Source organism: Sphingobium limneticum, from assembly GCF_008710165.1.
GTDB lineage: Bacteria > Pseudomonadota > Alphaproteobacteria > Sphingomonadales > Sphingomonadaceae > Sphingobium > Sphingobium limneticum.
Window position 1 is genome coordinate 90533 of sequence record NZ_VYQA01000014.1, and the last position, 24239, is coordinate 114771.

Sequence of the window (24239 nt, forward strand, 5' to 3'; positions counted from 1 at the left end):
GGCATACAGTGCTGCCTACAACCAGAAATAGGAGAGGGGCGCCGCATGGCATCGATTGAGACAAGGGCTTTGCCCGCCGACGATCCGCGCAGCATCTTGGGCAGCCGGCCGATGCGCCTGCCGCAATGCGTCGCCATCGCGATCTGCTTCCTGCTCAACGCGCTTGATGGCTTCGACATATTGGCGGTCACCTTCGCCGCGCCCGGCATCGCGAAGCAATGGAACATCGGCCCCGGCGCGATCGGCCTGGTCGTATCCTCAGGCCTTGCCGGCATGGTGGTGGGGTCGCTGACGTTGGGCCAGTTGGCCGATCGGATCGGGCGACGGCCGCAGGTGCTGCTGTGCCTCGCCATCATGGTCAGCGGCATGGCCGCTTCCGCCTTCGCCTCCAACGTGCTGCTGCTCTGCCTGCTGCGCGCCTATACCGGCCTTGGCCTCGGCGCAGTGCTGGCGGCGGTGAACGCCCTGTCGGCGGAGTTCGCCAATCGCAAGCGTCGCGACCTGTCGGTCAGCATCATGGCGGCGGGCTATCCTGCCGGCGGTATCGTCGGCGGCTGGGCGGCGGCGCAGTTGCTCAAACATCATGGCTGGGAATCCATCTTCCTGTTCGGTGCGGGCGCGACGGCGGTGATGGTGCCGCTGGTACTGTTGTTCCTGCCCGAATCGATCGGCTGGCTGGCGACGCGCGGCGGGCCGGATGCGCTGGCGCGGATCAACGCCATATTGAAGCGTCTGGGCCAGCCGCTCGCGGGTCGCCTCGTCGCGTTGGAGGAGCCGAAGGCCTCCATCGGCGCGCTCTTCACCGACCGCTATCGTGCGACGACGATCGCGCTCATCTTCATGTACGGCCTGCACATGATGACCTTCTATTATGCGCTGGGTTGGACCCCGGCGCTGGTCGTGTCGCTTGGCTTCGATCCGTCGCAGGCGACGATCGTGTCGGTATTCATGAACATGGGCGGCGCGACCGGGGGGCTGATATTGGGTTTCCTGTCGCCGCGCCTGGGCCTGCGTCCGCTGGTGCTGTTCGGCCTCGCCGGCGCGGGGGCGGCGGTCGCCGCCTTTGGCGCCGTGCCGGCCGACATCGTGATGCTGCAGGGCGCGGCCTTCCTGCTCGGCTTCCTTGCCAACGGATCGGTCGTCGGGCTCTATGCGCTGATCGCCAACATCTATCCCACCACCTTGCGTGCGACCGGCACCGGCACGGTGATCGGTTTCGGCCGTTGCGGCGCCGCGCTCGGCCCCTTCCTTGCGGGCCAGTTACTGGCGGTCGGGGCAGGGCGGGGCATTACCTCGCTCGCCCTGGCGCTCGGCTCCGCCGTCGCGGCGCTGGTCCTGCTGACCGCCCACCTGCGCGTGGCGGATGAGGATGCGATTTAGGACAGAACCAAACCCGTTCGTCCTGAGTAGCCACTGAGCCTGTCGAAGTGGCGTATCGAAGGAACAGTGCTTCGATATGGGTCTTCGACAGGCTCAGACCCTACTCAGCACGAACGGAGGAGAGTGTTGGAAATCTACCCCACCCGCTCCGCATCCATCATCGCCTGCAACATGCGCCGTCCTTCCACCGCATTGCGATCGCTCTTCAGCAGCAGTTCCTCGGGATTCTCGCCCACCACGGCCAGCATCGCCTCGATCTCCTCGGTGGCGAATTTGTCCTCGGCGATCACGGGGCGCAGATAGTCTTCCATGATGGCGATGGCACTCGCGTCCGTCGTCGCCATGGCGAAAAAATAGGTGCAGCTATGCGGCGTTTCCGGCGTTACCGCATGATAGACCCGGCTCGATGCAAAGGCCTCGCCCGCCCGCGCGTGACCCTGCGGATATCGGCTTTCGTCGATCCCGGCATGAAACCCCGGCAGGTGGAAATCCATCCCGCTCACCCGGTCGATCCGGGCCAGGTGATGGCCCATATGCGCAACCACCGGCGGCGCCTCCGCATCGCGCATATGACGGCGGCTGCTCAGAAAGCCGGGTCGCTTGACCACCTCTTCGGGCGTCGCTGCATTGTCCAGCGTGCCGATCGAACTGCCATGCAGGAAGGCGAGGTGGGTCAGGTCTAGCAGATTGTCGTTCAGCAACTGCGCCCGGCCCTTCACATGCTCCACGAACAGCGCCCGCGCGATCATGCCCGGCGTCAGGCCGATCGCTTCCAGATCGGGCAACAGCACGGGATCGGCCTTGTCAGCCTCGCCCATCCATATCCACGCCCATAGCCCATGTTCGACCAGCGGGTAGCTGGGGATATGATAGGATCGCGGGGTGAAGCTCTGGCTCGGAATATCGGTGCATTGCCCGTCCGGCCCGAAGGCGATGCCATGATAGCCGCACACGATGCCGTCCCCCTTGCGACAGCTTTTGCCCAGCGGGAAATGGCGGTGCGGACATCGCCCGCCGACCGCCACCGCCCGACCGTCCTGTTTCCGATACAGGACGACCGGCTGGTCGAGGATGGTGCGCGCCAGCAGCGCTTCCCCAATTTCATGGGTGAAGGCGGCGACATACCATCCATTGCGGACTGCGAACGAACCAGTGGTGAAGGGATACATGATTGCGCCTCTCCTGACTTTTATCAGACTTACAGTGTAAGTTTGGCGGAAATCCGGCCACTGTCAAGAGCGGCGTCCTTTCGCCTCATAAAGACGCGGCAACGCATTTTTCGACTGGCAAGGGGCAATATGTTCGTGTAGATGAAATGTTCATGGATGCGAAATCATCAGATCGCGATCTAGGCGCGCCCCTCCTGATCCTGCCGGGATTGCTCTGCGATTCCCGCATGTTCGGCGAAACGCTGGCCGCTTTTCCCGGCAGCGCGGTTGTGGACGGTTTCTATGCCGGTTGCGATCGAATCGAGGCGATGGCCGATTATGCCATCGCCCGCATGCCTGGTCGCTGCGCCCTGCTCGGCCATTCCATGGGCGCGCGGGTCGCACTGGAAGTGATTCGCAAGGTACCCGACCGGGTCGAACGGCTGGCGCTGGTCGATACCGGCGTCCATCCGGTCAAGCCCGGCGAGCGGGAAGGGCGCTACACGCTGCGCGACCTTGGCCGCGATCAGGGCATGGCTGCGCTGGTCGCCCAATGGCTGCCGCCGATGATGGGCTTTGCCGGCCTGCGCGACGAAGCGCTGATGGACTTGCTCTATGCCATGGCGGTCGACGCTGGCCTTGCCACGTTCGAAGCGCAGATCGAGGCGCTGCTGCACCGCCCGTCAGTGGACGCGTTGCTCCCCACCATCGCCTGCCCGACCGTCGCGATCGTCGGGCGGCAGGACCAATGGTCGCCGGTCGCCCAGCATGAAGCCATCGCAGCCACGATTCCCGGCGCGCAGTTGCGTGTCGTCGAACGCGCCGGGCACATGATGCCGGCCGAAGCGCCCCGGGCCTTCCATGCCGGGATACAGGAATGGCTCGCCATGCCTGCCCATGCTCATATTTCGTAAATTTCCAAACAAGTCGAAGGAGAGGTTTGAATGACTGACAAGACCCTGCAACAGCTGCTCGATGAAAAGGGTGATATCGTCGAATTCCTGCGCAATCAGCAGGTCGGCCCCAACGCCTATCCCGGCGTGCCCGGCGAATATAGCAACTGGCGCGACGAACAGCGCAGCTGGGCGGAAAGCTCGGTTCTGTTCAACCAGAGCTTCCACATGGTCGACCTGCTCGTCACCGGCCCTGGCGCGTTCGATATGCTGGCCTATCTCGCCCCCAACAGCTTCAAGGGCTTCGTGCCGAACCGCGCCAAGCAGTTCGCCCCCGTAACCCCCGAAGGCTATGTGATCGGCGACGTCATCCTCTTCTATCTGGAAGAAGAAAAGTTCGAACTGGTCGGCCGCGCCCCCTCGATCGAATGGGTCGAATATTGGGCCTCGACCGGCAAGTGGGACGTGAAGGTGGAACGCGACGAACGCACCATCGCCCGTCCGCTCGACCAGCAGGGCTATCGCCGCAACTATCGCTTCCAGCTGCAGGGCCCGAACGCCATGCCGGTGCTGGAACAGGCGATGGGCCAGACCCCGCCGGACCTGAAATTCTTCCACATGGCGCCGATCACCATCGCCGGCGTCGAAGTGCGCGCGCTGCGTCACGGCATGGCCGGCCAGCCGGGTTACGAGCTGTTTGGTCCCTGGGAAGATTATGACACCGTTCGCAACGCGCTCATCGAAGCGGGCAAGGATTATGGCCTGACCCTCTGCGGCGGCCGTACCTATTCGTCCAACACGCTGGAATCGGGCTGGATCCCCTCGCCGCTGCCCGCCACCTACACCGGCGAAGGCTCGAAGGGCTTCCGTGAATGGATCGGCGCCAACAGCTATGAAGGCAAATGCTCGCTCGGCGGCAGCTTCGTCTCCGACAAGATCGAGGATTATTATCTGAACCCCTGGGAGCTGGGCTATGGCATCATGGTCAAGTTCGATCATGAATTCGTCGGCCGCGAAGCGCTGGAAAAGATCAAGGATCAGCCTCATCGCCAGAAGGTGACGCTGGCCCTCGACAATGAGGATATCGTCCGCGTCATGAGCTCCATGCTCCAGACCGGCGACAAGGCGAAGTTCCTGGAATTCCCCAGCGCCGTCTATTGCATGCACCCCTATGACGCGGTGCTCAAGGACGGCAAGACCGTCGGCCTGTCGACCTGGATCGGCTACACCATCAACGCCGGCCGCTTCCTGGCGCTGGCGATGGTCGATGCCGAGTTCGCCGCGCCCGGCACCGAAGTGACCTTGCTGTGGGGCGAACCCGATGGCGGCACGAGCAAGCCGACCGTCGAACGCCATGTGCAGACCGAAATCAAGGCGATCGTCTCCTCGGTCCCCTATTCGGAAGCCGCGCGCGACAATTATGCCGACGGCTGGCGCACCAAGGCCGCCTGATCGGCTAATCTATACCCGAGCGGGGTTGGAGCGGGGGATGCCGGAAGGCGTCCCCCGTTTTCGTTTGCTTCATAGTCGTCACCCCAGCGAAGGCTGGGGTCTCAGGCGGCAGTAAAGGAAGGCCAGCCGCCTCGCACTGTCCGTTCACGCAGCGCATCCATGCCTGAGATCCCAGCCTTCGCTGGGATGACGGCATAGAATTGGGGGCGTTTGCCATCCATGCAAACGAGCCATTCGCACCCGTTCCACACAAGCCTTCCAATGTAGGATAATAGCTGATCTATCCTGACGAATGGATCACAGCTCCGACCCGTCCTGCATCCCCGCGTATCCGGACCCTATAGGGTGCGGTCCTGCCGCATTCCGGTCGCCTTTATGTCGCGTGACTGGCGCGCGATCGTCGCGCATCCGTCGCGTCGTTGTCACCCACGCGGCGCGACACCGGCGCATTGCAGACGCTTGGGGAACGCTTCGCGAGCGCTTTACGCCCATATACCCCTGCAACGGTGTGAATTTCGGCTGTCGCCAAGTTGTGGCGCCAGTATCGCACCCTCTCTCAGACGGCAGGCATCTCCGCCGCCGCGAACAGGCTGACGGCCTGCTCCAGCTTGGCGATGGTCCGCCCCTCCACCTCGGCGGTGAAGCGCGGGACGGGGATGGCCAGCGCGAAGGCGCCGACCGCTTCGCCGTCGATCACCACCGCTATGCCCAGGCCGCAAATGCCCGGCGTATATTCCTCCCGCGTGCGGCCGATGCCGGTCGCGCGGATCTCTGCCAGTTCGGCGCGCAATTGCGCCACATCGACGATGCTGCTGGGGGTAAAGCGTTCCAGCGGCGTCTGTGCGAAATAGGCGTCCAACTCCGCGTCGCTCAGGTGAGCGAGCAGCGCCTTGCCCGCCGCCAGGCAATGGAGCGGGCTGCGCGTTCCCACGCTGATCGAATAGCGCAGCGACTGTTCCGCCGTCTCGGTGACGATCGCCTCCAGCAACCAGCCGTCGCGCACGAAGAAGGACGCCGTCTCGTTGATCTGCAAGCGCAGCGACTTGACCAGCGGCCGGACCTTGTCGGCCAGCGACATGGCGACGCGGGGCGAGGCCAGCCGTTCCAGCGCCGGGCCGGGCAAATATCGCCGCCCTTCGCGCGCCAGATAGTGACGTTCCACCAAGGTTGCGAGCAGGTAGGACAGGCTGCTGACCGGAATGGCCAGGCCCGCCGCAATCTCCTGCGCGACGACGCCGGCCGGCCGCGCGACGACATATTCGATGATGTCGATGGTGCGCATCGCCGATTTGACGGTGGACGGCGTGGTCCCATTCATGGTCGGCGATACCCCTTATTATCGGAGCGATTTCGAGCCGGACCGGAGTGTCCGGCGGCTCGGAAATCGCGGCAACTAAAATGTCAGGCTACCGCGCCTTTCGGCAAAGCGCCATTCCCCCTCTACCGCCACGAAACGGTCGTGAAAGCTGCCGACTTTAGGCGCTCCATCGCCCGTGAACAACAGCATAGCGCTTTCGCCGATCGCTTCGCCTTCGCTCACCACGTCGATCACCACATTGGAACAGACATGCCGCGTGGTCCGCGCCGGGCGGGAGAGGAAGGCGGCCAGGATGGCGTCCCGCCCCACGATCCATGCGTCGGGCGCGGTCGGGCGCGCCATGCGGCCATCCTGCGCGTAGAGCGCCGCGACGTCCGCCCAGCGCCCGGCATCGTTCAAATTGGCGTAGAGCGCGACCAGCCGGGCGCAATCCTGCTCGATCGCGCGGCGCTGCTCCTGCGTCACATCGCTGCTCACAGGCGCGCGTCCGCCAGATCCGCACCGGCGCGCAGCGACCGCAGCTTCTTCCACGTCACGGCCGGGTCTATCTTGCCATATCCGGCGAAGGTGCCGAAGCCGCAATCGGTGCTGGCGATCACCCGGTCCTTGCCGACGATGCCGGCAAAACGCTCGATCCGCTGAGCGATCAGTTCGGGATGCTCGACATAGTTGGAACAGGTATCGATCAGGCCGGGGGCAAGGATTTTGTCGTCGGGCAGCACACCGCGCTGCGCCGCATCGCGCCAGACCGTCCATTCATGCTCGTGGCATGGATTGGCACCCTCGAACAGCACGGTTGCCGGCCGCGCAGCCAGCACGATATCGATCACCTTCTCTAGCGGAATGTCATGATCGTGCGGCCCTTCATAATTGCCCCAGCAAATATGCATCCGCATCCGGTCCGCCGGGATATTGGCGGTCGCGGCATTGAGCGCCTCGACATTCGCCGCCGCGATCCTGATGAATTCCTCGTCGCTCGCATCCTGATAACCGGTGTGGCGCGACATGGCGAGGTCGGGGCAATCGAGTTGCAGGTCGAACCCGGCCGCCACGATCGTCTCATATTCCTCGCGCATGGCATCGACCAGGTCGGCCAGATAGGCGTCGTGGCTCGGATAATGGCGATTGACCTGAAAGGCGGTGATCAGGCCGGGCGAGGCGGCGTTCATGAAGGCGCGCGTGCCCGGATGGTCGGCCAGCGCCGTCTTGAACCGGCGAATATCCTCATGCAGCGGATCGAGCGTCACCAGCTTCACCGGCCCGATGCAGGAAGCGCGGGTGAATTCTTGCGAACCCATGATCGCCGCCAGCTTCTGCCGCAACGCCGGCAGCGGCGCGAGGTCGGCCGCGACCTTGCGATCGATATGACCGCCAAAGCCCGACAGCCGCTCGATCATATAGGTGGAATAGCCGACCTTCCCCAATTCGCCGTCGCTGACGATCGACACGCCCGCCGCAATCTGCGCCGTCACTGCGTCCGACACCGCTTGCTGAACGGTCGTGTCGAACAGCGCCGCGTCATAAGCTTCGCCCTTGTCGCGGGCCAGCAGCAACGGGGTCAACGCATCGCCGCGCGGCAGGCTGCCGACATGGGTGGTGGCTATGGACATGGCGTATTCACTCTCCCTAAGATGGGGAGAATATCTGCCACATGTTCGCAAATATGGATATATCATAAATGTGAATTTAATGGCGGTGGAGGGCACCCTTATCTGGACAAAGCCGCGACTCTCACTATATACCGCTCGGTATGAAAATGGCAGCCGAACCCGTAACGAGAGGACGCCCCCGGGAATTCGATCCCGAGGAAGCCCTGTCGGCTGCGCTCCAGGTTTTCTGGACGCGCGGTTATGAAGGTGCGTCACTGGCCGAACTGACCGACGCCATGGGCATCACCAAGCCCAGCCTCTATGCCTGTTTCGGCAACAAGGAAGCGCTGTTCCACAAGGCGCTCGACCTCTATGAGCGCGACAAGCTCTGCTACATGCGCTCCGCGTTGCAGGAACCGACGGCGCGTGGCGTGGCAGAGCGGCTGTTGCGCGGCACTTTGCAGATCCAGACCGGCGGCAACGACCCGCGTGCCTGCCTTGGCGTGATCAGCATGGTCGCCTGCACGACCCAGGCGGAATCGATCAAGAGCGACGTGATTGCGCGTCGCGCCTCGTCCGACAAGGCGTTGGTCGAGCGGCTGGAGCGCGCCAAGGCGGAGGGCGACCTGCCCGTCGGCATCGAACCGGCGGCGCTTGCCACATATCTGACCGCCGTCATTCAGGGCATGGGCGTGCAGGCCAGCGGTGGCGCATCGCCGCAGCAGCTGGAGCAACTGGTGGAAACCACCATGGCGATGTGGCCGACCACCTGACCTGAACCTGCGTAAAACCGCGCATTCAGCCGCAATTCAGAAAAAATTACCAAGCGGTACAGAAAGCGGTTGACGAAAAGGTGCTTCGGATTATATACCGATAAGTATGAAATCCGGTCGAGGCATCTGCCTCCAAGGAGGCAACATGAAAAATATTGTCCTAAGCTAAGTTTCTAAGCTTGGTGGCGCGCTTCGTCTCGCCATCTGCACCATCATCATCGTCTGGCCATAGGGGTCGGGGCATCGCTCCGGCACGGATGGCTTGTGCATTCCCGCGGCCGCCACCGGTTCGGGAGAGTATCGCGTGCGCCCGCAGATGGTGTTCGCGGCCGGGTCTGCACGCAAATAGGGGTTTGAAACCATGGCCTATATCGATTTCGCCCAGCCGCTGCCTGCGGTTGGGGACGGCATCTCCTTGCCTGCGATCCGCGACCGGATCAAAGCTGTCGCCACCGGCTTTTCGTCGATGGAATGGCAGATCGTGCGTCTGGCGCAGACCGATGGCCTCGCTTCCCTGCGGGAGCCGGGTCGCTGGTCGCGTTTCAAGACATTGCTCTTTGGCCCGCAGCCGCATTTCAAACTGGCGGACACCAAGCTGGAGGCGCTGCGCCGCCTGGCCGTGGAGGCTTGGCATGAAGGCTTCGCCGTCCGTCCATCCGCCATCCGAGACTTCCGCGAGGCGGGGTTTAGCGAGGGACAGCTGGAAACATTGCTGTCCGCCGTCACCGCCGCCCGTCGCACCATCAAAGGGAAATATCCATGAACATGATCGCAAAGATCGACACTGATACGCAGGCCAGCGAAGTCGGTTCCGACGGCACGGCACGCCGCTGGCGCGGCCGGCACTTGGCCTGGGCCGCTTTGGGCATCGTCGTGCTGGGTGGGGCCAGCTGGAAATATTGGGGTCAGACGGAGGCGCAGGCCTCCGCCGCGCCGCTGGCGGCTGTCGGCGTATCCGCGCCGCTCGCCCGCAGCGTGACCCAGTGGGACGATTATGTCGGCCGCTTCGCCCCCAGCCAGACGGTGGAAATCCGCCCGCGCGTATCGGGCGCCGTCACCGCCATCCATTTCCGCGACGGCGATTTCGTGCGTCAGGGGCAATTGCTCTTCACCATCGACCAGCGCCCTTTCCAGGCGGCTCTGGCCGAAGCGCGGGCAAGCAGCGCGTCGGCCCGCAGCGCCTTGCTGCTGGCGCAAAATGACTATGCCCGCGTCCAGCGGCTGAGCGGCGACGACGCCGTGTCGGCCAGCGAAGTGGACTCGCTGCGCTCGCGCCTTCAGGCGGCACAAGCCGCCTTGGCCGGCGCGCAGGCCCGCGAACGCAGCCGCGCGCTGGACGTCGAATTTACGCAGGTCCGTGCGCCCATTTCCGGGCGGGTTTCCGACCGCCGTGTCGACATCGGCAATCTGGTGGCCGGCGCGGAAGGTAGTGGCGCGACCCTGTTGACCACGGTCAACAAGCTTGATCCCATCTATTTCAACTTCGACGCGTCCGAAGCGCTCTATCTCAAATCGCAGCGCGACAAGGATAATGGCGGCGCGGTCGAGGTACGGTTGCAGGACGAAGCGGCCTATAATCATCAGGGCCGGCTCGACTTCACCGACAATGGCCTTGATCCGCGGTCGGGCACGATCCGCATCCGTGCGGTGTTCGACAATCCGGGCAATTTCCTGACCCCCGGCCTGTTCGGCAATATGCGTCTGGCCAATGGCGGCAAGGCCAATGCCCTGCTGGTCCCGGATGAGGCGATCCAGTCCGATCAGGCACGCAAAACCGTGCTGGTGGTGGACAAGGACAGCAATGTCGCGGTCAAGCCGGTCGAACTCGGCCCGATCGTCGATGGGCTGCGCATCATCCGATCGGGGCTTGTGCCCACGGATCGGGTGATCGTGGCCAACCTTCAGGCCGCGATGCCCGGCGCCAAGGTAGCGGTGAAGCCGGCAACGATCCGGCCGGCCCCCGCGCCGGTCACGCCGGTCGACAGCGCGGCGCCGATAGCCGCGCAGGCGACCTTCGCCCGATAAATCTGACCCCACCCTTCACACGGGAGGGGCCAATCAAACAGAATCCCTGCCCGTGATCCGGCCCCTGCCGGATCGCGCGGCATCCCTTTCGCTCGCAAAGGACGATCCGATGCGCTTCTCCCGTTTCTTCATCGACCGGCCGATCTTCGCCGCCGTCATCGCGGTGGTCATCACCGTGGTCGGCGCGCTCGCCTTTATCGGCCTGCCGGTGTCCCAATATCCCGATATCGTGCCCCCCACGGTCACGGTGTCCGCCCAATATCCCGGCGCATCGGCGGAAACGGTCGCATCGACCGTGGCCGCGCCGATCGAACAGGAGATCAACGGCGTCGACGACATGCTCTATCAGAGCAGCCAGTCGACCGGCGATGGCAAGGTCGTCATCACCGTCACCTTCAAGATCGGTACCGACCTCGACGCCGCGCAGGTGCTGGTGCAGAACCGCGTCGCCGTCGCCACGCCGCGCCTGCCCGAAGAGGTGCAGCGTCTGGGCGTCGTCACGCGCAAGACCACGCCCGAATTCCTGATGGTCGTGAATTTGCAGTCGCCCGACGGCACGTTCGACCGCGATTATATCTCCAACTATGCGCTGACGCAGGTGCGTGACCGGCTCGCCCGTCTGGACGGTGTGGGCGATGTGCAGATGTTCGGCGCGCGCGACTATGCGATGCGCGTCTGGATCGATCCCGACCGTGCCGCCGCGCTCGACCTGACGGCCGGCGAAGTCGTGTCCGCGCTGCGGGCGCAGAATGTCCAGGTTTCGGCCGGCTCCATCGGTCAGCCTCCTTATGACCGTGGCGAAGCCTTCCAGCTTGGCGTGGAAATGCAGGGACGCCTCAACACGCCCGAACAATTTTCCAACATCGTCATCCGCACCGACGCCACCGGTCATCAGGTCCGCGTCAGCGATGTCGCGCGCGTCGAACTGGGCGCGCAGGATTATGGCACCAACACCTATCTGTCGAACAAGCCCACCGTCGTTATCGCGACGATGCAGCGCCCCGGCTCCAACGCGCTCGACGCGGCGGAGAAGGTGAAGGCGGAGATGGAGCAATTGTCCAAGCGCTTCCCCAAGGGCCTGGAATATAGCATCATCTACAACCCGACCGAATTTATCAGCCAGTCGATCGACGCCGTCTATCACACGCTGATCGAAGCGGTGCTGCTGGTCGTCCTCGTCATCCTCGTCTTCCTGCAAAACTGGCGCGCGGCGATCATCCCGATCATCGCCATTCCGGTGTCGCTGATCGGCACGGCGGCGATTCTTGCCGGGCTTGGTTATTCCCTCAACAATCTGTCGCTCTTCGGCCTGGTCCTCGCCATCGGCATCGTCGTCGACGACGCCATCGTCGTGGTCGAAAATGTCGAGCGCAATATCGAGAATGGCATGTCGCCGCTGGAGGCCGCGCGCGTCTCCATGGATGAAGTGTCGACTGCCCTGATCGCGATCGTGCTGGTGCTTTGCGCGGTGTTCGTGCCGACTTTGTTCATCACCGGCATTTCCGGCGCCTTCTATCAGCAATTCGCCGTCACCATCTCGACCGCGACCGTGATCTCGCTGATCCTCTCGCTTACCTTGTCGCCGGCCGCCGCCGCTCTCCTGCTCAAGGAAAAGCACGGGGCCCGCGACCGCAGCGGCGATCCGGTCTGGCGGCAGAAGCTGGGCAAGGCTGCCGATGCGTTCAACACCGGCTTTGACCGGATGAGCGCGGGCTATGGCCGCCTCACCCGTTTTCTCGTGGCTCGTCCAAAGAAGATGCTGCTGACCTATGCCGGTCTGATCGCGGCCACGATCGCCCTCTTTTGGGTGACGCCTGGCGGCTTCATCCCGGCGCAGGATCAGGGCTATTTTCTGGCTGTGGTGCAGCTGCCCTCCGGCGCCTCGCTCGAGCGCACCGACAAGGTGGCCCGCGAAGTCGCGGCGAAGATCCTGCCGATCAAGGGGCTGCGCGGCGCGGTGATGTTCGCCGGCTTCCACGGTCCCTCGCAGACGCAGGCCCCCAACAGCGCGGCGATCTACTTCCCCTTCAAGAGCTTTGCCGAACGCAAGGAGGAGGGCGCCACCTATGCCGGCATCATGGAGCAGGCGAACAAGGCGGTCGCCGGCTATGACAAGGCGCGCATCCTGCTCGTTCCCCCGCCGCTCATCCAGGGCATCGGGTCGGCCGGCGGCTATCGCGTTATGCTGGAGGATCGCGAGGATCGCGGTTATGCCGAACTCAACAAGGTCGCCAATGATCTGATCGCCAAGGCGAACCAGACACCCAGCCTCGCCATGGTCTACACCCTATTCGACGTCGGCACGCCGCGCGTCTATGCGGACGTTGATCGGCGCAAGGCCGACCTGCTGGGCGTGCCGCCCGAGCGCATCTTCGAAGCGATGCAGGTCTATCTGGGGTCGTCCTTCGTCAACGACTTCAACCTGCTGGGTCGCACCTATCGCGTGACCGCGCAGGCCGATGCAGAGCATCGCGGCACGGTGGCGGATATCGCAAACCTGAAAACCCGGTCGAACAGCGGCCAGATGGTACCGATCGGCTCCGTCTCCACCTTCAAGGACAAGACCGGTCCCTATCGCGTGGTCCGCTACAATCTGCTGCCGGCGGTGGAAATCGACGGTGACACGGCGCCGGGCTATTCCTCGGGCCAGTCGCTCGCCACGATGGAAAAGCTCGCCGACGCGGCCCCGGCCGGTTACGCCAGCGAATGGACCGGCGTCGCCTATCAGCAGGTCAGCGCGGGTAACACCGCAGGTCTGGTGTTCGGCATGGCGGTCTTTTTCGTCTTCCTGGTGCTGGCGGCGCAATATGAAAGCCTGACGCTGCCGCTTTCGATCATCCTGATCGTGCCGATGTGCCTGTTCGCGGCCATGCTGGGCGTGAACCTGCGGGGGATGGACAATAATATCCTCACGCAGATCGGTCTGGTCGTCTTGATCGCCCTTGCCGCGAAGAATGCCATTCTGGTGGTTGAATTCGCCAAGCAGGCGGAGGAAGAACAGGGGCTTTCACCGATCGAGGCTGCCGTTCAGGCTGCGCAGACCCGTCTGCGTCCGATCCTGATGACCAGCTTCGCCTTCATCCTGGGCGCCGTACCGCTGGTGATAGCCACCGGGGCCGGTGCGGAACTGCGGCAGGCGCTGGGTACGGCCGTCTTCTTCGGCATGGCCGGTGTGACCGCCTTCGGCCTGCTCTTCACCCCCACCTTCTATGTCGTGTGCCGCGCGCTGGGCGATCGTTTCGCCCGTCGTCGGCCGGGACAGGCTGAACCTGCGTTGCAGCCGGCCGAATAAGGACAAAAGCCATGACAAGGAACTTCATCGCTTTGCTGCTCGGCGCCAGTGCGCTCACGGCCTGCGCCGCCGGGCCGGACTATAAGGCGCCCGCCACCCCGGCCACAGCCGCCGCTCCCTTCATCGGAGCGGCGAGTCCGGCGGCCAATCCGACCGTCAGCGCCGCAGCCGCGCAGGATCATTGGTGGACGCTCTATGGCGATCCGCTGCTCGACACGCTGGTCATCGACGCGCTCGCCGCCAACACCGACATTAGGGTGGCGGTGGCGCGGATCGAGCGGGCACGCTCTTCGCTGCGCGGCGCGAAATCGGATCGCCTGGCCCAGACCAGCCTGGGCGCGTCCGAAACCTACAACCGCACCTCGGCGGCCCAATCCTTGCCCGGCCTCGACCGGGAAAATTGGGTCTTCGATAGCGGCCTCGACATCAGCTATGAAGTCGATCTGTTCGGCCGGGTGAAACGCGGCGTGGAAGCGGCACGCGGCGATTATGCCGCGGCGCAGGCGGACGCTGACGGCGTGCGCGTGGCGGTGATCGCGGACACGGTGCGTGCCTATCTGGACGTCACCGCCACATCGGAACGGCTGGCGGTGGCGCAGCGCACGGTCGGCCTGCTCGACCAGTCGATCCGCATCACCGGCGCCCGGTTCGAGGCTGGCCGGTCGGATCGGCTGGACGTCATCCGCGTGACGACTCTGCGCGACCAGCAGAAGGCGACGATCCCCGCGCTGGCGGCCGATCGCGATGCGGCTTTGTTCCGCCTTGCGACCCTCACCGGCCGCACGCCGCAGCAATTGCCCGATACGGTCCGCGCCGCGACCCGGACCCCGCAATTGTCGCAGCCGATCCCTGTCGGTGACGGCCAGGCCCTATTGGCACGGCGGCCCGACGTGCGCGCGGCGGAACGGCGGCTTGCGGCCGACACCGCACGTATTGGCGTGGCGACGGCGGATCTCTATCCCCGCATCTCGCTTGGCGCATCGGTCGGCAGCACGGCGCTGGGTGGCGGCAATTTGTTCGGTGGGGGACCATTGAACTGGGTGCTGGGACCGCTCATCAGCTGGGCCTTCCCCAATCAGGAGGCGATCCGTGCACGGATCGGCGCGGCGAAGGCGGACGGCGAAGCCTCACTCGCCACCTTCGACGGCACGGTTTTGCAGGCGCTGGAGGAAACCGAGCGGGCTTTGTCCGCCTATGCCCATGCGATCGAGCGGGCGCAGACCTTGAGTGCCGCGCGGGATGAAGCAGCCCGCGCCGCCCGGATCAGCCTTGCCCGGCAACGGGAAGGCCAGATCGATTTCCTGACCGTACTGGATGCGCAGCGGACACTCGCCAGCGCAGAGGCCGATCTGGCGACGGCGACCCGCGCGGTGTCCTTTGCCCAGGTCGATCTGTTCCGCGCTTTGGGCGGTGGATGGGGTCAGGCCTCGGCCTGACCCCAAACAGCATCAGGCCGAGGTCTTCGCCTTGCTTAGATCATAGCTGCCCAGACCCGGCTTGTAGCTTTTTTCATCGATAAACTGGCGGATGCCTTCCTTGCGGCCTTCGCTCTTGTCATGGAAGTTGGCGGCTTCCTGCATACGGACCAGATAATCCTCGGCTTCGTCATAGGTCATGGTGCCGACGCGGCGGACGGCATCCTTGGCGAATTTCAACGCCACCGGATTCTTCTTCAGCAGCATTTCGGCCACTTGCGTAGTGCGGGTCTTCAACTGGTCCAGCGGCACGCTTTCATTGACCAGCCGCATGGTCGCCGCCGCCTTGCCGTCGATCAGGTCGCCCGTCAGCGTCAGCCACATGGCGTCGCGCATGGGGAGCAGGTCGACCACTACCTTGGTCACGCCGCCGCCCGGCAAAATGCCCCAGTTGATTTCGGACAGGCCGAACTGCGCCTCATCCGCGCAAATGGCGAGGTCGCAGGCGAAGAGCGGGCCGAAACCGCCCCCGAAGCACCAGCCATTGACCATGGCGATGGTGGGCTTGTGATACCAGCGCAGGCGACGGAACCAGCCATAGCTTTCCGCCTGCGACTTGCGCACGCCGCGCAGACCCAGCGCTTCGGTTTCGCGGAAATATTCCTTCAGATCCATGCCGGCCGACCAGGACGTGCCTTCGCCGCCCAGCACCAGCACGCCGACATCGTCGCGATATTCCAGTTCGTCCAGAACCTCCATCATGCGACGGTTGAGCGTCGGGCTCATCGCGTTGCGCTTGGCCGGTCGGGCGAAATTCACCCAGGCGATACGGTTTTCGACATGTACCGAAACGACGTCCTGCTCTTCCATCATCCTGCTCCTCGATATGTATCATTGGCATACAATCTGACAGGGCAGGCAGGCAAGCGCTTTTTACAGCTTCGCTTGACAAGTCCGCTCGCGCTTCAGATAATAACGATCGTTATTAAGGCGCCGGCTCGATCGGCGAAGTGAGGTGGGATGAATGAGAAGGGCCAGATAGCGCCGGCCACGATCGCGGCCTTTGCAGCGATCGTCGGCAAGGATCATGTCTTCTTCGCGGAGGAGGATCAGGCGAGCTATCAGGACAAATTCGCCATCGACGACGCCCGTCATCACCCCGCCGGCGCGGTCGCGCCTGCCACGGTGGACGAGATTCAGGCGATCGTCCGGATCGCGTCGGACCGCGGCATCGCCCTCTGGCCGATCAGCCGGGGCAAGAATCTGGGCTATGGCGGTTCCGCCCCGCTACTGGCCGGGTCGGTGGTGCTCGACCTCAGCCGGATGAAGAAGATCGACTATGATGAGGCGAACGGCACGGTGCTGCTGGAGCCGGGGGTTGGTTTCTATGATCTCTACGACTTCCTGAAATCCAAGGGCATGAAGCATTGGCTGTCGGTGCCCGGCAATAGCTGGGGATCGGTGGTCGGCAATGCGCTGGATCGCGGCATGGGCTATACCCCCTATGGCGAACATGCGACCCGCATCTGCGGCATAGAGGCGGTGATGGCCGATGGCCTGGTCGTGCGCACCGGCATGGGCGCTCTGGACGGTGCGCCGACCTGGCAGCTGTATCGCTTCGGCTTTGGCCCCGGCTGGGACCAGATGTTCGTCCAGTCCAATTTCGGCATCGTCACCAAAATGGGCCTGTGGCTGATGCCTGCGCCGGAATCGCTGATGGGCATGGATCTGGAGTTTGAGAGGCCTGAGGATCTGGGGCCGCTGATCGACGCGATCGCGCCGCTCCGCCGCGAAGGGCTGTTGCAGCAGTCGCCGACCATCGGCAACTGGCTTCGCGCTGCCGCCGTTGTCACGACCCGCGACCAGTGGACCGACAAGCCCGGCGCGCTGCCTGACGATGTGATCGCGGCGATCCGCAAGAAATTCAACGTCGGCTGGTGGGGCGTGAGCCTGCGTCTGTACGGCCGGGAATCGGTCAACAAGGCGGCCTATGCGATCCTGGAGCAGGAACTGGGCAAGCTCAAACCCATGTCGCTGCGCCCTACGGTCTGGAAGACGGGTGAGCCGCTGGAGGCGACCGGCTGGACCGGTACGCCGCTCACCATGCCGATGCAGAATGCCAACTGGCATGGCGGGCGCGGCGGGCATATCGGTTTCTCGCCGATCCTGCCGCAATCGGGCGCGGCGGCGCAGGCCCAGTTTCAGCGCACATACGCCCGCTACAAGGAATATGGCATGGATTATCAGGCCAGCTTCGCCTTTGGCGAGCGCCACCTCATCAACGTCAACGCCGTGCTGATCAACAAGGATGATCCCGATCTGATGGGCCGGGTCGATCCCTTCCTCAAACATCTGATCGCGGACGCGAAGGCGCAGGGCTATGGCGAATATCGCACTCATCTCGATTATATGGACGCGGTCGCGGGCACCTATGATTTTAACAAGGGTGCACTAGGGCAGCTCAACCGCAAGGTGAAGGACGCGCTCGATCCCAAGGGGGTGATCGCGCCGGGCAAGAGCGGCATCTGGCCCAGCAGCCATGCAGGAGGGCAGGGCTGATGCGCCAGGGGATGATCGCGCTGTCGGGGGCCGCACTGATATTGGCGGGCGCCGCCTGCGGCCGGGCGAGCGAGGCGCCGACGCCAGCGCCCAAAGGGCCGCCGCCCTTGCCCGCTCCTGAAACTCTGTCGTCGCGGCCGCAAGCTGCTCCGGGCGAAAAGCTGTATCTCGAAAAATGCGCCATGTGCCACGGGCCGGGTGGCATGGGGACGGGACTGCTGGCGCGCCGAACGGAGCAACCCTTGTTGGAGAAGCGCACCGACCTGACCGCCGACTATGTCGTGCAGGCCGCGCGCATGGGCATCGGCAATATGCCCGCCATCCCTCGCGGGGAGGTCAGCGACGCCGACCTGCAACTGATCGCGCAGCACCTGGCCAAGGGCGCCAAGCCATGAGCGACCTGTCGCGACGCGGCTTTCTGGCAAGCGCGGCTATCGCATCGGCGGCGCTGGCGAGCGGACGGGCGGAGGCGGCAACGGTGCCGCTCCTGTTACACGATCCTGAACTGGCGGCCGGTCGCCGCTTCGCTGCCCGTGCGCAATGGCTCGGGGCACAGCCCGTGGCGCTGGCGGGCGATCGGGTGCGGCAGATGCAGGCTTTGCTCGTTTCTGCACCGGCTGCGATCTTCGCCGTGACACGGCGGAGCGACGAATTATTGGTCGGTGAAATTGCGGCGGAAGCGGGATATCGTCGCATGGCGCTGGTGCGCCACGATAAGGGGCGTATGACTGCAAATTGTGCATCTGACGGCGCTGTCGTTGCCAGATTGGCGTACCTTTCCGGCGCAGCATGGCCGGAAGCCTTTGCCGAACTGGCGCTGGACAAGGCCGGTGAGTGTGCTGCGGCGTCGGACAGCCGGACGATGCCAGCGTTCAGTTGGGTGATGGTAAAATAGCATATTCTTTCCTCCGTTCGGGCTGAGCCTGTCGAAGCCCCGTTCTTCTTCGCAATCTTGGAAGAAAGAACAGTCCTTCGACAGGGTCAGGACGAGCGGCTCTTATGGAAAGCGTGATGCCCAATTACCGCCGGATAATCAGCGACTCCGGCCGTTTGCGCGGCACCCATTCGCCGCGACCGGGGAAATTCTTCAGCACTTCGCCATCCCACAGCCGCACCGTGCGGCGATGGAAGCGCCACTGGCCGTCGTCGCCCTTCACCGCATGATCGTCATACCAGCCGGCAAAGCGCAGCAGATAGGGCGGCTCGCCCTCGCACTCCGTCACGAAGGCGAAGGATCGCATCGTGCAGCTACCGTCCTCCTGCGCTGTATATTGGGTTTGGGTCACATGATGCTGACGCCCCGGAAAGCCCGGCGCGTTGCGATAATGTTCGGCGATGCCGCGAATCCCTTCATGCCCTTCCCAGATGTCGGGATCATCAAACACCTCCTCCACCATGCGCGCGTCCGGCGTGAAACAGGCGACCAGCCCGTCGACATCGCCGGTATCCAGCGCCCAGCTATAGGCGGCGATCAGGTCTTGCAGCGCGATCCTGTCCTCGATCGGAAGGGAAGGCATGATAGTCACTCTCCTTTGGTCTTGGCCTGTGTTTCTATGACTTGACGCAATAATAACATTCGTTACGATTATCTGCAACAAGACGATAGATGATGCAAGCGAGAGGACGCATGGGGAAGATCATCATTTCAGGCGCTTCGGGCGCCTTCGGCCGTGCGGCGGCGGAATTGCTGCTGGAAAAGGTCGCGCCGCAGGACGCGATATTGCTCACCCGCACACCGGCGAAGCTGGCCGATCTGGCGGCACGGGGCGCCGACGTTCGCTTCGCCGATTTCGACGACCCGGCCAGCCTGCCCGCCGCGATGGCCGACGGCGAAAAGATGCTGCTGATCAGCACCGCGCGCGTCGGCACCCGCGTCGGCCAGCATCGCAACGCCATCGAGGCGGCGGCTGCGGCGGGTGTGAAGCATATCGTCTATACCTCGATCATCGCGGCCGACGCGCCCGGCAATCCCGCCATCGTCAAGAACGACCATCGCGCGACCGAGGAGATCATCGAAGCGTCCGGCGCGGCCTGGACCCATTTGCGCGACAGCCAATATGCCGAAGCGATCGCCGGGCCGATGACGATTCCCGCGCTGATGTACGGCGGCAAGCCCGACAATTGCGGCGATGGCCCGGTGGCTTTCGTCAGCCGCGACGATTGCGTCGCGACCGCCGTGGGGGTGCTGACCCAATCGGGGCATGAGAATCGCGCCTATGTGCTGACCGGCCCCGACCTTCTCACCATCCCGCAGGCGATGGCGCTGGCGAGCGAACTGGCCGGCAAGCCGATCCTGGTCGAAGCGGTCGATGACGAGGCGATGTTCGCCTATTTCGATGCGCTGGGCGCGCCACGCCATGCCTCCGACATCATCCCCGATGGCCCGATTCCCTGGTCCAGCGACGATATGGTGACATTCGGCCAGTCCATCCGCGAAGGCTATTTCGCATTGAAGACGGACTGGGTGGAAAAGATCACCGGCAGCAAGCCCAAAAGCCTGCGCGACGTGATGCTGGCGCATAAGGAAAGCTGGCCCCTGTGAAGAACAGCATTACTGTGATCGACCGCATGAAAAAGCCGCTGATTATATTGGCCAGCCTGCTGGCGCTTTCTTCCTGCACCGGTCGCGGACCGGGCGGCAGCAGCGGCGCTGGTGACAACTGGCCCTATACCGGCGGCGACGTCTGGGGCAGCCATCATTCGCGCCTGACCGATATCGACAAGGGCAATGCCGCCCGGCTCGGCCTGGCTTGGTCCTACGACCTCAACACCAACCGCGTGCAGGAAGCGACGCCGGTGGTGGTCGATGGCGTGATGTACACCAGCGGCAATCTCGGCCGCGTCTATGCGCTCGACGCCGCGACCGGCAAGCCGCTCTGGACCTTCGAGCCGGAGGTGGACATGCAGGCGAACCGGTCCGCCTGCTGTGATCAGGCCAATCGCGGCGTCGCGCTCGCCAAGGACAAGGTGATGGTCGGTGCGCTCGACGGCATGCTCTACGCGCTCGACGCGAAGAGCGGGAAGGTCGTCTGGAAGGCCGACACGGTGGTCGATCACAGCCGCGGCTATACCAGCACGGGCGCGCCTGAAGTGGCCGGCGACCTCGTCATTCTCGGCAATGCCGGCGCGGAATATGACACGCGCGGATACGTCACCGCCTATCGCATCGCCGACGGCACGCAGGCGTGGCGCTTCTACACCGTCCCGCATGATCCGGCGAAGGGGCCGCAGGAGGACAAGGCGCTCGACGTCGCGCTCAAGACCTGGGACGCCAAAAGCCGTTGGGATATCGGCGGCGGCGGCACCGTCTGGGATGCGATCAACTATGATCCCAAGTTCGGCACCGTGTATATCGGGGTCGGCAATGGCGGCCCCTATTCGATCGCAACCCGCTCGCCCAAGGGCGGCACCAACCTCTATCTCTCCTCGATCGTCGCGCTGGATGCCAAGAGCGGCGCTGTGAAGTGGCATTATCAGGAAACGCCCGGCGACAGCTGGGACTTCACCGCCACCCAGCCGATGGTGCTGACGGAGATGGAGGTGGATGGAAAGGTCCGCCCGGTCATCCTCCACTCGCCCAAGAACGGCTATCTCTTCGTGCTGGACCGCGAAACCGGCAAGCCGCTGCGCGTCAATCCTTTGGTGCGGACCAACTGGACCAAGGGGTTCGACAAAAACGGCGTGCCGCAGATGACGCCGGACCGCACCGATTTCTGGAACGGCCCGCGCCTCATCTTCCCGGCCTCGGCAGGCGCGCGCAACTGGTATCCCGCCGCCTATGATGCCGAACGCAAAAACTATTATGCCTCCGTGCTGGACATGGGGAACCTGATGTTCACCGTGCCGCCCGGCACTCCTGCGGAAGCGCGACGGCCCAAGGCGCTCAACGTCCAGACGACGCTCATCTTCACCCCGCAGTTGCAGGCCGTGTTGCCGACCCTGCCGCCCGCGATCCGGGAACAGGTGGAAAAGCTGCCCGAAATGCAGTGGGTGAAGGATAAGCCATATAGCAGCGAATTGCGCGCGATCGATCCTCTCACCGGAAAGGCGCGATGGTCGGTGCCGACCGAAGGCTGGCAGGATCGGATGGGCATGCTCTCCACCGCGTCGGGCCTGATCGTTCACGGCACCATCGGCGGCAAGCTGACCGTCCGCGACGCGGATACCGGCAAGCTGATCAAGGCAATCGACACTGGCAGTGCGATCATGGCCGCGCCCATGACCTATCGGGTGAAGGGCGTGCAATATGTCGCGGTCGCGGCTGGCTTTGGCGGCGGTGGCTGGGGCTATGTGCCGCGCTATTCGGCCGCCTATCGCAACGGCAACGCCAACCGCATACTGGTGTTCAAGCTGGACGGCGGCCCGGTGCCGCAACCCACGCCGCTGCCGCCGCTGGAACCCGCCACAGCGCCACCGGCCCAAAGGCCCGGCGTGACCCCCGCGATCATCGCAAAGGGGCAGGGGCTGTTTTTCCAGAATTGCGCCATCTGCCACAGCAACCAGTTGCGCTCCACCGCGCCGGACCTGCGCCGGATGCAGCCGGGCACGCATGAGGTCTTCAACCAGATCGTGCGCGACGGCCTGTTGCTGCCGGGCGGCATGCCGCGCTGGGACGATCTGCTCAGCGTCGAGGATGTCGATGCCATCCACGCCTGGCTGATCGCGGAGCAGGGACCGCTGCGCGAACGGGAACTGAAGTTGAAGGCCGCCGGCAAGCCGATCGACGCGCCCAGCGCCGCCATTATGTCCAATTTCTAGGAACCACCATGGAAGACACCGATATCATCGTCGTGGGTGGCGGTTCGGCCGGGTCCGCGATGACCGGGCGGTTGGCCGACGCGGGCCTGTCCGTCACCCTGATCGAGGCGGGCGGGACCGACCGGCATATGCGCTCGCGCATCCCGGCGCTCACCAGCGCCATCGTCCAGAACCCTGCCTATGACTGGTGCCATCAGGTGGAGCCGGACCCGTCGCTGGGCGGCCGGGCGGATATCTGGCCGGCGGGCAAGATGCTGGGTGGCGGTAGTGCGCTGAACGGCATGATGTTCATCCGTGGCCATCGCTGGGACTATGATGAATGGGCGCGGCAGGGTGCGGCGGGCTGGGACTATGATTCAGTCCTGCCCTATTTCCGGCGCATGGAAGATAATGAGCGCGGCGCCGACCAGTGGCGCGGCACTGGCGGCCCGGTCGCCGTTTCCGAAGGCCGCGCCCGCTATCCGATCACCGACCAGTGGATCGCGGCGGCGCAGGCGGCGGGCATCCCGCGTTCGACGGACCTGAATGGCGAACATGCCGAGGGCGTCGATTATGTGCAGGTGTCGCAGCGACGCGGCGAGCGTTGTTCGGCGGCGCGTGGCTATCTTCACGAGCGGCGCGGCGGGAAGGCGCCCGCTATATTGTTGGAAGCGCAGTTATTGCGGCTTCTGATCGAGGACGGGCGCGCCGTCGGCATCGTCTATTGGCAGGACGGCGTCGAAAAGACGCTGCGCGCACGCCATGGCGTGGTGTTGAGCGCCGGGTCGATGAATACGCCGCGCCTGCTGATGCTGTCGGGCATCGGTCCGGCCGATCATCTGCGCGCCCATGGCATCGCCGTCGTGCGCGACCTGCCCGGCGTGGGGGCCAATCTTCAGGATCATGTCGGCACCCATGTGGTGAACGAAGTCGATGTGCGGACGCTCAACAGCGATGCGCAGGGGCTAAGCGGGGCTTGGCAAGTCTTGCGCTATGCCCTCGCCCGGCGCGGCGCACTGACCACCGCGATCGGCCATGCCCAGGCCTTCGTGAAGAGCAGGCCGGATCTGCCCGCACCCAATCTCCAGATCAGCTTCGCCGCCTTCGCCTTCGACTTCGATGAGCAGGGGCGGCTGATGCTGCGCAAGACGCCGTCCGTCTCCACCTTGGTTGGGCTCATGCGGCCCAGCCATCGCGGGCGGATCAGCCTGCGGTCCGCCGACCCATTCGCGCCGCCGAAAATCGAGCATCGGCAATTGGGCAGCGACGATGATATCGACCAGATCGTCGAGGGTATCGGCATCGCTCGCGCTATCCTGAATGAGACAGCGATTGCGACACATATAAAGGCCGAGTTGCGCCCCGGCGCGGCGCTGACCGATCCGGAGCAATTGCGCGGATATGTCCGCATGGCGTCGATCCCGCTCTATCATCCGGTCGGTACCGCGAAGATCGGCCGGGCGGACGATCCGCAGGCGGTGGTGGACGCCGATCTCGCCGTCATCGGCGTGGATGGCTTGTGGGTGGCGGACGCGTCCGTCATGCCGACCCTGCCGGCGGGCAACACCAACGCGACCGCGATCATGATCGGGGACAAGGGCGCGGATCATGTGCTGAAAAAGCTGCGTCGCAACTGAGGCGCTGGCGGCAGGCGGGCG

20 protein-coding genes are annotated in these 24239 nt (G+C 64.4%); 14 read left to right on the forward strand and 6 right to left on the reverse strand.

Translation table 11 applies throughout. The features are described 5' to 3' along the window. Positions 1–45: 45 nt before the first annotated feature. Positions 46–1380, forward strand: coding sequence for an MFS transporter (locus F4U95_RS17525; RefSeq protein WP_120252351.1), 1335 nt, complete (start codon positions 46–48; stop codon positions 1378–1380). Between the two features lie 134 nt (positions 1381–1514). Here F4U95_RS17525 and F4U95_RS17530 read toward each other — a convergent pair whose 3' ends face one another. After that, positions 1515–2549, reverse strand: a complete 1035-nt coding sequence (locus F4U95_RS17530; RefSeq protein WP_120252352.1) for an aromatic ring-hydroxylating oxygenase subunit alpha — start codon at positions 2547–2549, stop codon at positions 1515–1517. Between the two features lie 146 nt (positions 2550–2695). Between F4U95_RS17530 and F4U95_RS17535 the strand changes: the two genes are divergently transcribed. Together F4U95_RS17535 and desA are read left to right on the forward strand one after the other, a co-directional pair. After that, the gene (locus F4U95_RS17535) at positions 2696–3442 is read left to right on the forward strand and encodes an alpha/beta fold hydrolase (protein ID WP_246171635.1); all 747 of its coding nucleotides are present in this window, start codon (positions 2696–2698) and stop codon (positions 3440–3442) included. A 30-nt stretch (positions 3443–3472) separates the two neighbouring features. Then, a complete protein-coding gene (gene desA / locus F4U95_RS17540; RefSeq protein WP_120252353.1) occupies positions 3473–4873 on the forward strand; it encodes a syringate O-demethylase in 1401 nt (466 codons plus the stop codon). Between the two features lie 556 nt (positions 4874–5429). Here desA and F4U95_RS17545 read toward each other — a convergent pair. The 3 genes from F4U95_RS17545 to F4U95_RS25155 form a co-directional block, all read right to left on the reverse strand. Next, positions 5430–6191 (reverse strand): IclR family transcriptional regulator, encoded by a 762-nt coding sequence (locus tag F4U95_RS17545; protein ID WP_120252354.1) that lies wholly within the window; start codon positions 6189–6191, stop codon positions 5430–5432. A 75-nt stretch (positions 6192–6266) separates the two neighbouring features. Further along, a complete protein-coding gene (locus F4U95_RS25150; protein ID WP_232016398.1) occupies positions 6267–6668 on the reverse strand; it encodes a nuclear transport factor 2 family protein in 402 nt (133 codons plus the stop codon). Continuing rightward, the gene (locus tag F4U95_RS25155) at positions 6665–7801 is read right to left on the reverse strand and encodes a cobalamin-independent methionine synthase II family protein (protein WP_120252356.1); all 1137 of its coding nucleotides are present in this window, start codon (positions 7799–7801) and stop codon (positions 6665–6667) included. Before F4U95_RS25155 ends, F4U95_RS25150 begins: the two co-directional genes overlap by 4 nt. Positions 7802–7941: 140 nt before the next feature. On the opposite strand from F4U95_RS25155, the gene F4U95_RS17560 reads away from it, so the two are divergent. The 5 genes from F4U95_RS17560 to F4U95_RS17580 all read left to right on the forward strand — a co-directional run bounded on the left by F4U95_RS17560 (position 7942) and on the right by F4U95_RS17580 (position 15306). Next, on the forward strand, positions 7942–8553 hold the full coding sequence (locus tag F4U95_RS17560; protein ID WP_120252357.1) for a TetR/AcrR family transcriptional regulator: 612 nt from the start codon (positions 7942–7944) through the stop codon (positions 8551–8553). A 361-nt stretch (positions 8554–8914) separates the two neighbouring features. After that, entirely contained in the window at positions 8915–9316 is a 402-nt protein-coding gene (locus F4U95_RS17565; RefSeq protein ID WP_120252358.1) for a hypothetical protein, read from the forward strand. Further along, a complete protein-coding gene (locus F4U95_RS17570) occupies positions 9313–10578 on the forward strand; it encodes an efflux RND transporter periplasmic adaptor subunit (protein ID WP_120252359.1) in 1266 nt (421 codons plus the stop codon). The genes F4U95_RS17565 and F4U95_RS17570 overlap by 4 nt, the downstream gene beginning before the upstream one ends. A 109-nt stretch (positions 10579–10687) precedes the next feature. Next, positions 10688–13870, forward strand: a complete 3183-nt coding sequence (locus F4U95_RS17575) for an efflux RND transporter permease subunit (protein ID WP_120253436.1) — start codon at positions 10688–10690, stop codon at positions 13868–13870. An 11-nt stretch (positions 13871–13881) separates the two neighbouring features. Then, complete coding sequence (locus tag F4U95_RS17580; RefSeq protein ID WP_120252360.1) at positions 13882–15306, forward strand: efflux transporter outer membrane subunit; 1425 nt, start codon at positions 13882–13884, stop codon at positions 15304–15306. Between the two features lie 12 nt (positions 15307–15318). Here F4U95_RS17580 and F4U95_RS17585 read toward each other — a convergent pair whose 3' ends face one another. Next, positions 15319–16158: a p-hydroxycinnamoyl CoA hydratase/lyase gene (locus tag F4U95_RS17585; protein ID WP_197716473.1), complete on the reverse strand. Its 840-nt coding sequence runs from the start codon at positions 16156–16158 to the stop codon at positions 15319–15321. A gap of 147 nt (positions 16159–16305) precedes the next feature. Here F4U95_RS17585 and F4U95_RS17590 point away from each other — a divergent pair, with 147 nt between their 5' ends. From F4U95_RS17590 to F4U95_RS17600, 3 genes are read left to right on the forward strand one after another with little or no spacing between them, the layout of a single operon-like run. Continuing rightward, positions 16306–17844 carry an FAD-binding oxidoreductase gene (locus tag F4U95_RS17590; protein WP_120252361.1) on the forward strand — a complete coding sequence of 513 codons (1539 nt, stop codon included), beginning with the start codon at positions 16306–16308 and terminating at the stop codon, positions 17842–17844. Beyond that, positions 17844–18239: a c-type cytochrome gene (locus F4U95_RS17595; protein WP_232016400.1), complete on the forward strand. Its 396-nt coding sequence runs from the start codon at positions 17844–17846 to the stop codon at positions 18237–18239. The genes F4U95_RS17590 and F4U95_RS17595 overlap by 1 nt, the downstream gene beginning before the upstream one ends. Next, positions 18236–18739, forward strand: a complete 504-nt coding sequence (locus F4U95_RS17600) for a hypothetical protein (RefSeq protein ID WP_120252363.1) — start codon at positions 18236–18238, stop codon at positions 18737–18739. Before F4U95_RS17595 ends, F4U95_RS17600 begins: the two co-directional genes overlap by 4 nt. A 124-nt stretch (positions 18740–18863) precedes the next feature. Here F4U95_RS17600 and F4U95_RS17605 read toward each other — a convergent pair whose 3' ends face one another. Continuing rightward, positions 18864–19361 carry a nuclear transport factor 2 family protein gene (locus F4U95_RS17605; protein ID WP_120252364.1) on the reverse strand — a complete coding sequence of 166 codons (498 nt, stop codon included), beginning with the start codon at positions 19359–19361 and terminating at the stop codon, positions 18864–18866. 110 nt (positions 19362–19471) lie between these two features. Here F4U95_RS17605 and F4U95_RS17610 point away from each other — a divergent pair, with 110 nt between their 5' ends. The 3 genes from F4U95_RS17610 to F4U95_RS17620 are packed head-to-tail and all read left to right on the forward strand — an operon-like array spanning position 19472 to position 24218. Next, positions 19472–20386, forward strand: coding sequence for an NAD(P)H-binding protein (locus F4U95_RS17610; protein WP_120252365.1), 915 nt, complete (start codon positions 19472–19474; stop codon positions 20384–20386). Continuing rightward, the gene (locus F4U95_RS17615) at positions 20383–22602 is read left to right on the forward strand and encodes a PQQ-dependent dehydrogenase, methanol/ethanol family (protein WP_232016402.1); all 2220 of its coding nucleotides are present in this window, start codon (positions 20383–20385) and stop codon (positions 22600–22602) included. Before F4U95_RS17610 ends, F4U95_RS17615 begins: the two co-directional genes overlap by 4 nt. An 8-nt stretch (positions 22603–22610) precedes the next feature. Further along, a complete protein-coding gene (locus F4U95_RS17620; protein WP_120252366.1) occupies positions 22611–24218 on the forward strand; it encodes a GMC family oxidoreductase in 1608 nt (535 codons plus the stop codon). Positions 24219–24239 lie beyond the last annotated feature (21 nt).

Bases quoted from the DNA above. Each gene is read 5' to 3' on its own strand.
- F4U95_RS17545 (WP_120252354.1), bottom strand. From the start codon at position 6,191: ATGAATGGGACCACGCCGTCCACCGTCAAATCGGCGATGCGCACCATC.
- F4U95_RS25155 (WP_120252356.1), bottom strand. From the start codon at position 7,801: ATGTCCATAGCCACCACCCATGTCGGCAGCCTGCCGCGCGGCGATGCG.
- F4U95_RS17620 (WP_120252366.1), top strand. From the start codon at position 22,611: ATGGAAGACACCGATATCATCGTCGTGGGTGGCGGTTCGGCCGGGTCC.
- F4U95_RS17535 (WP_246171635.1), top strand. From the start codon at position 2,696: ATGTTCATGGATGCGAAATCATCAGATCGCGATCTAGGCGCGCCCCTC.
- F4U95_RS17570 (WP_120252359.1), top strand. From the start codon at position 9,313: ATGAACATGATCGCAAAGATCGACACTGATACGCAGGCCAGCGAAGTC.
- desA (WP_120252353.1), top strand. From the start codon at position 3,473: ATGACTGACAAGACCCTGCAACAGCTGCTCGATGAAAAGGGTGATATC.
- F4U95_RS17530 (WP_120252352.1), bottom strand. From the start codon at position 2,549: ATGTATCCCTTCACCACTGGTTCGTTCGCAGTCCGCAATGGATGGTAT.
- F4U95_RS17560 (WP_120252357.1), top strand. From the start codon at position 7,942: ATGAAAATGGCAGCCGAACCCGTAACGAGAGGACGCCCCCGGGAATTC.
- F4U95_RS17590 (WP_120252361.1), top strand. From the start codon at position 16,306: ATGAATGAGAAGGGCCAGATAGCGCCGGCCACGATCGCGGCCTTTGCA.
- F4U95_RS17605 (WP_120252364.1), bottom strand. From the start codon at position 19,361: ATGCCTTCCCTTCCGATCGAGGACAGGATCGCGCTGCAAGACCTGATC.
- F4U95_RS17525 (WP_120252351.1), top strand. From the start codon at position 46: ATGGCATCGATTGAGACAAGGGCTTTGCCCGCCGACGATCCGCGCAGC.
- F4U95_RS17565 (WP_120252358.1), top strand. From the start codon at position 8,915: ATGGCCTATATCGATTTCGCCCAGCCGCTGCCTGCGGTTGGGGACGGC.
- F4U95_RS17600 (WP_120252363.1), top strand. From the start codon at position 18,236: ATGAGCGACCTGTCGCGACGCGGCTTTCTGGCAAGCGCGGCTATCGCA.
- F4U95_RS17585 (WP_197716473.1), bottom strand. From the start codon at position 16,158: ATGATGGAAGAGCAGGACGTCGTTTCGGTACATGTCGAAAACCGTATC.
- F4U95_RS17580 (WP_120252360.1), top strand. From the start codon at position 13,882: ATGACAAGGAACTTCATCGCTTTGCTGCTCGGCGCCAGTGCGCTCACG.
- F4U95_RS17575 (WP_120253436.1), top strand. From the start codon at position 10,688: ATGCGCTTCTCCCGTTTCTTCATCGACCGGCCGATCTTCGCCGCCGTC.
- F4U95_RS17610 (WP_120252365.1), top strand. From the start codon at position 19,472: ATGGGGAAGATCATCATTTCAGGCGCTTCGGGCGCCTTCGGCCGTGCG.
- F4U95_RS17595 (WP_232016400.1), top strand. From the start codon at position 17,844: ATGCGCCAGGGGATGATCGCGCTGTCGGGGGCCGCACTGATATTGGCG.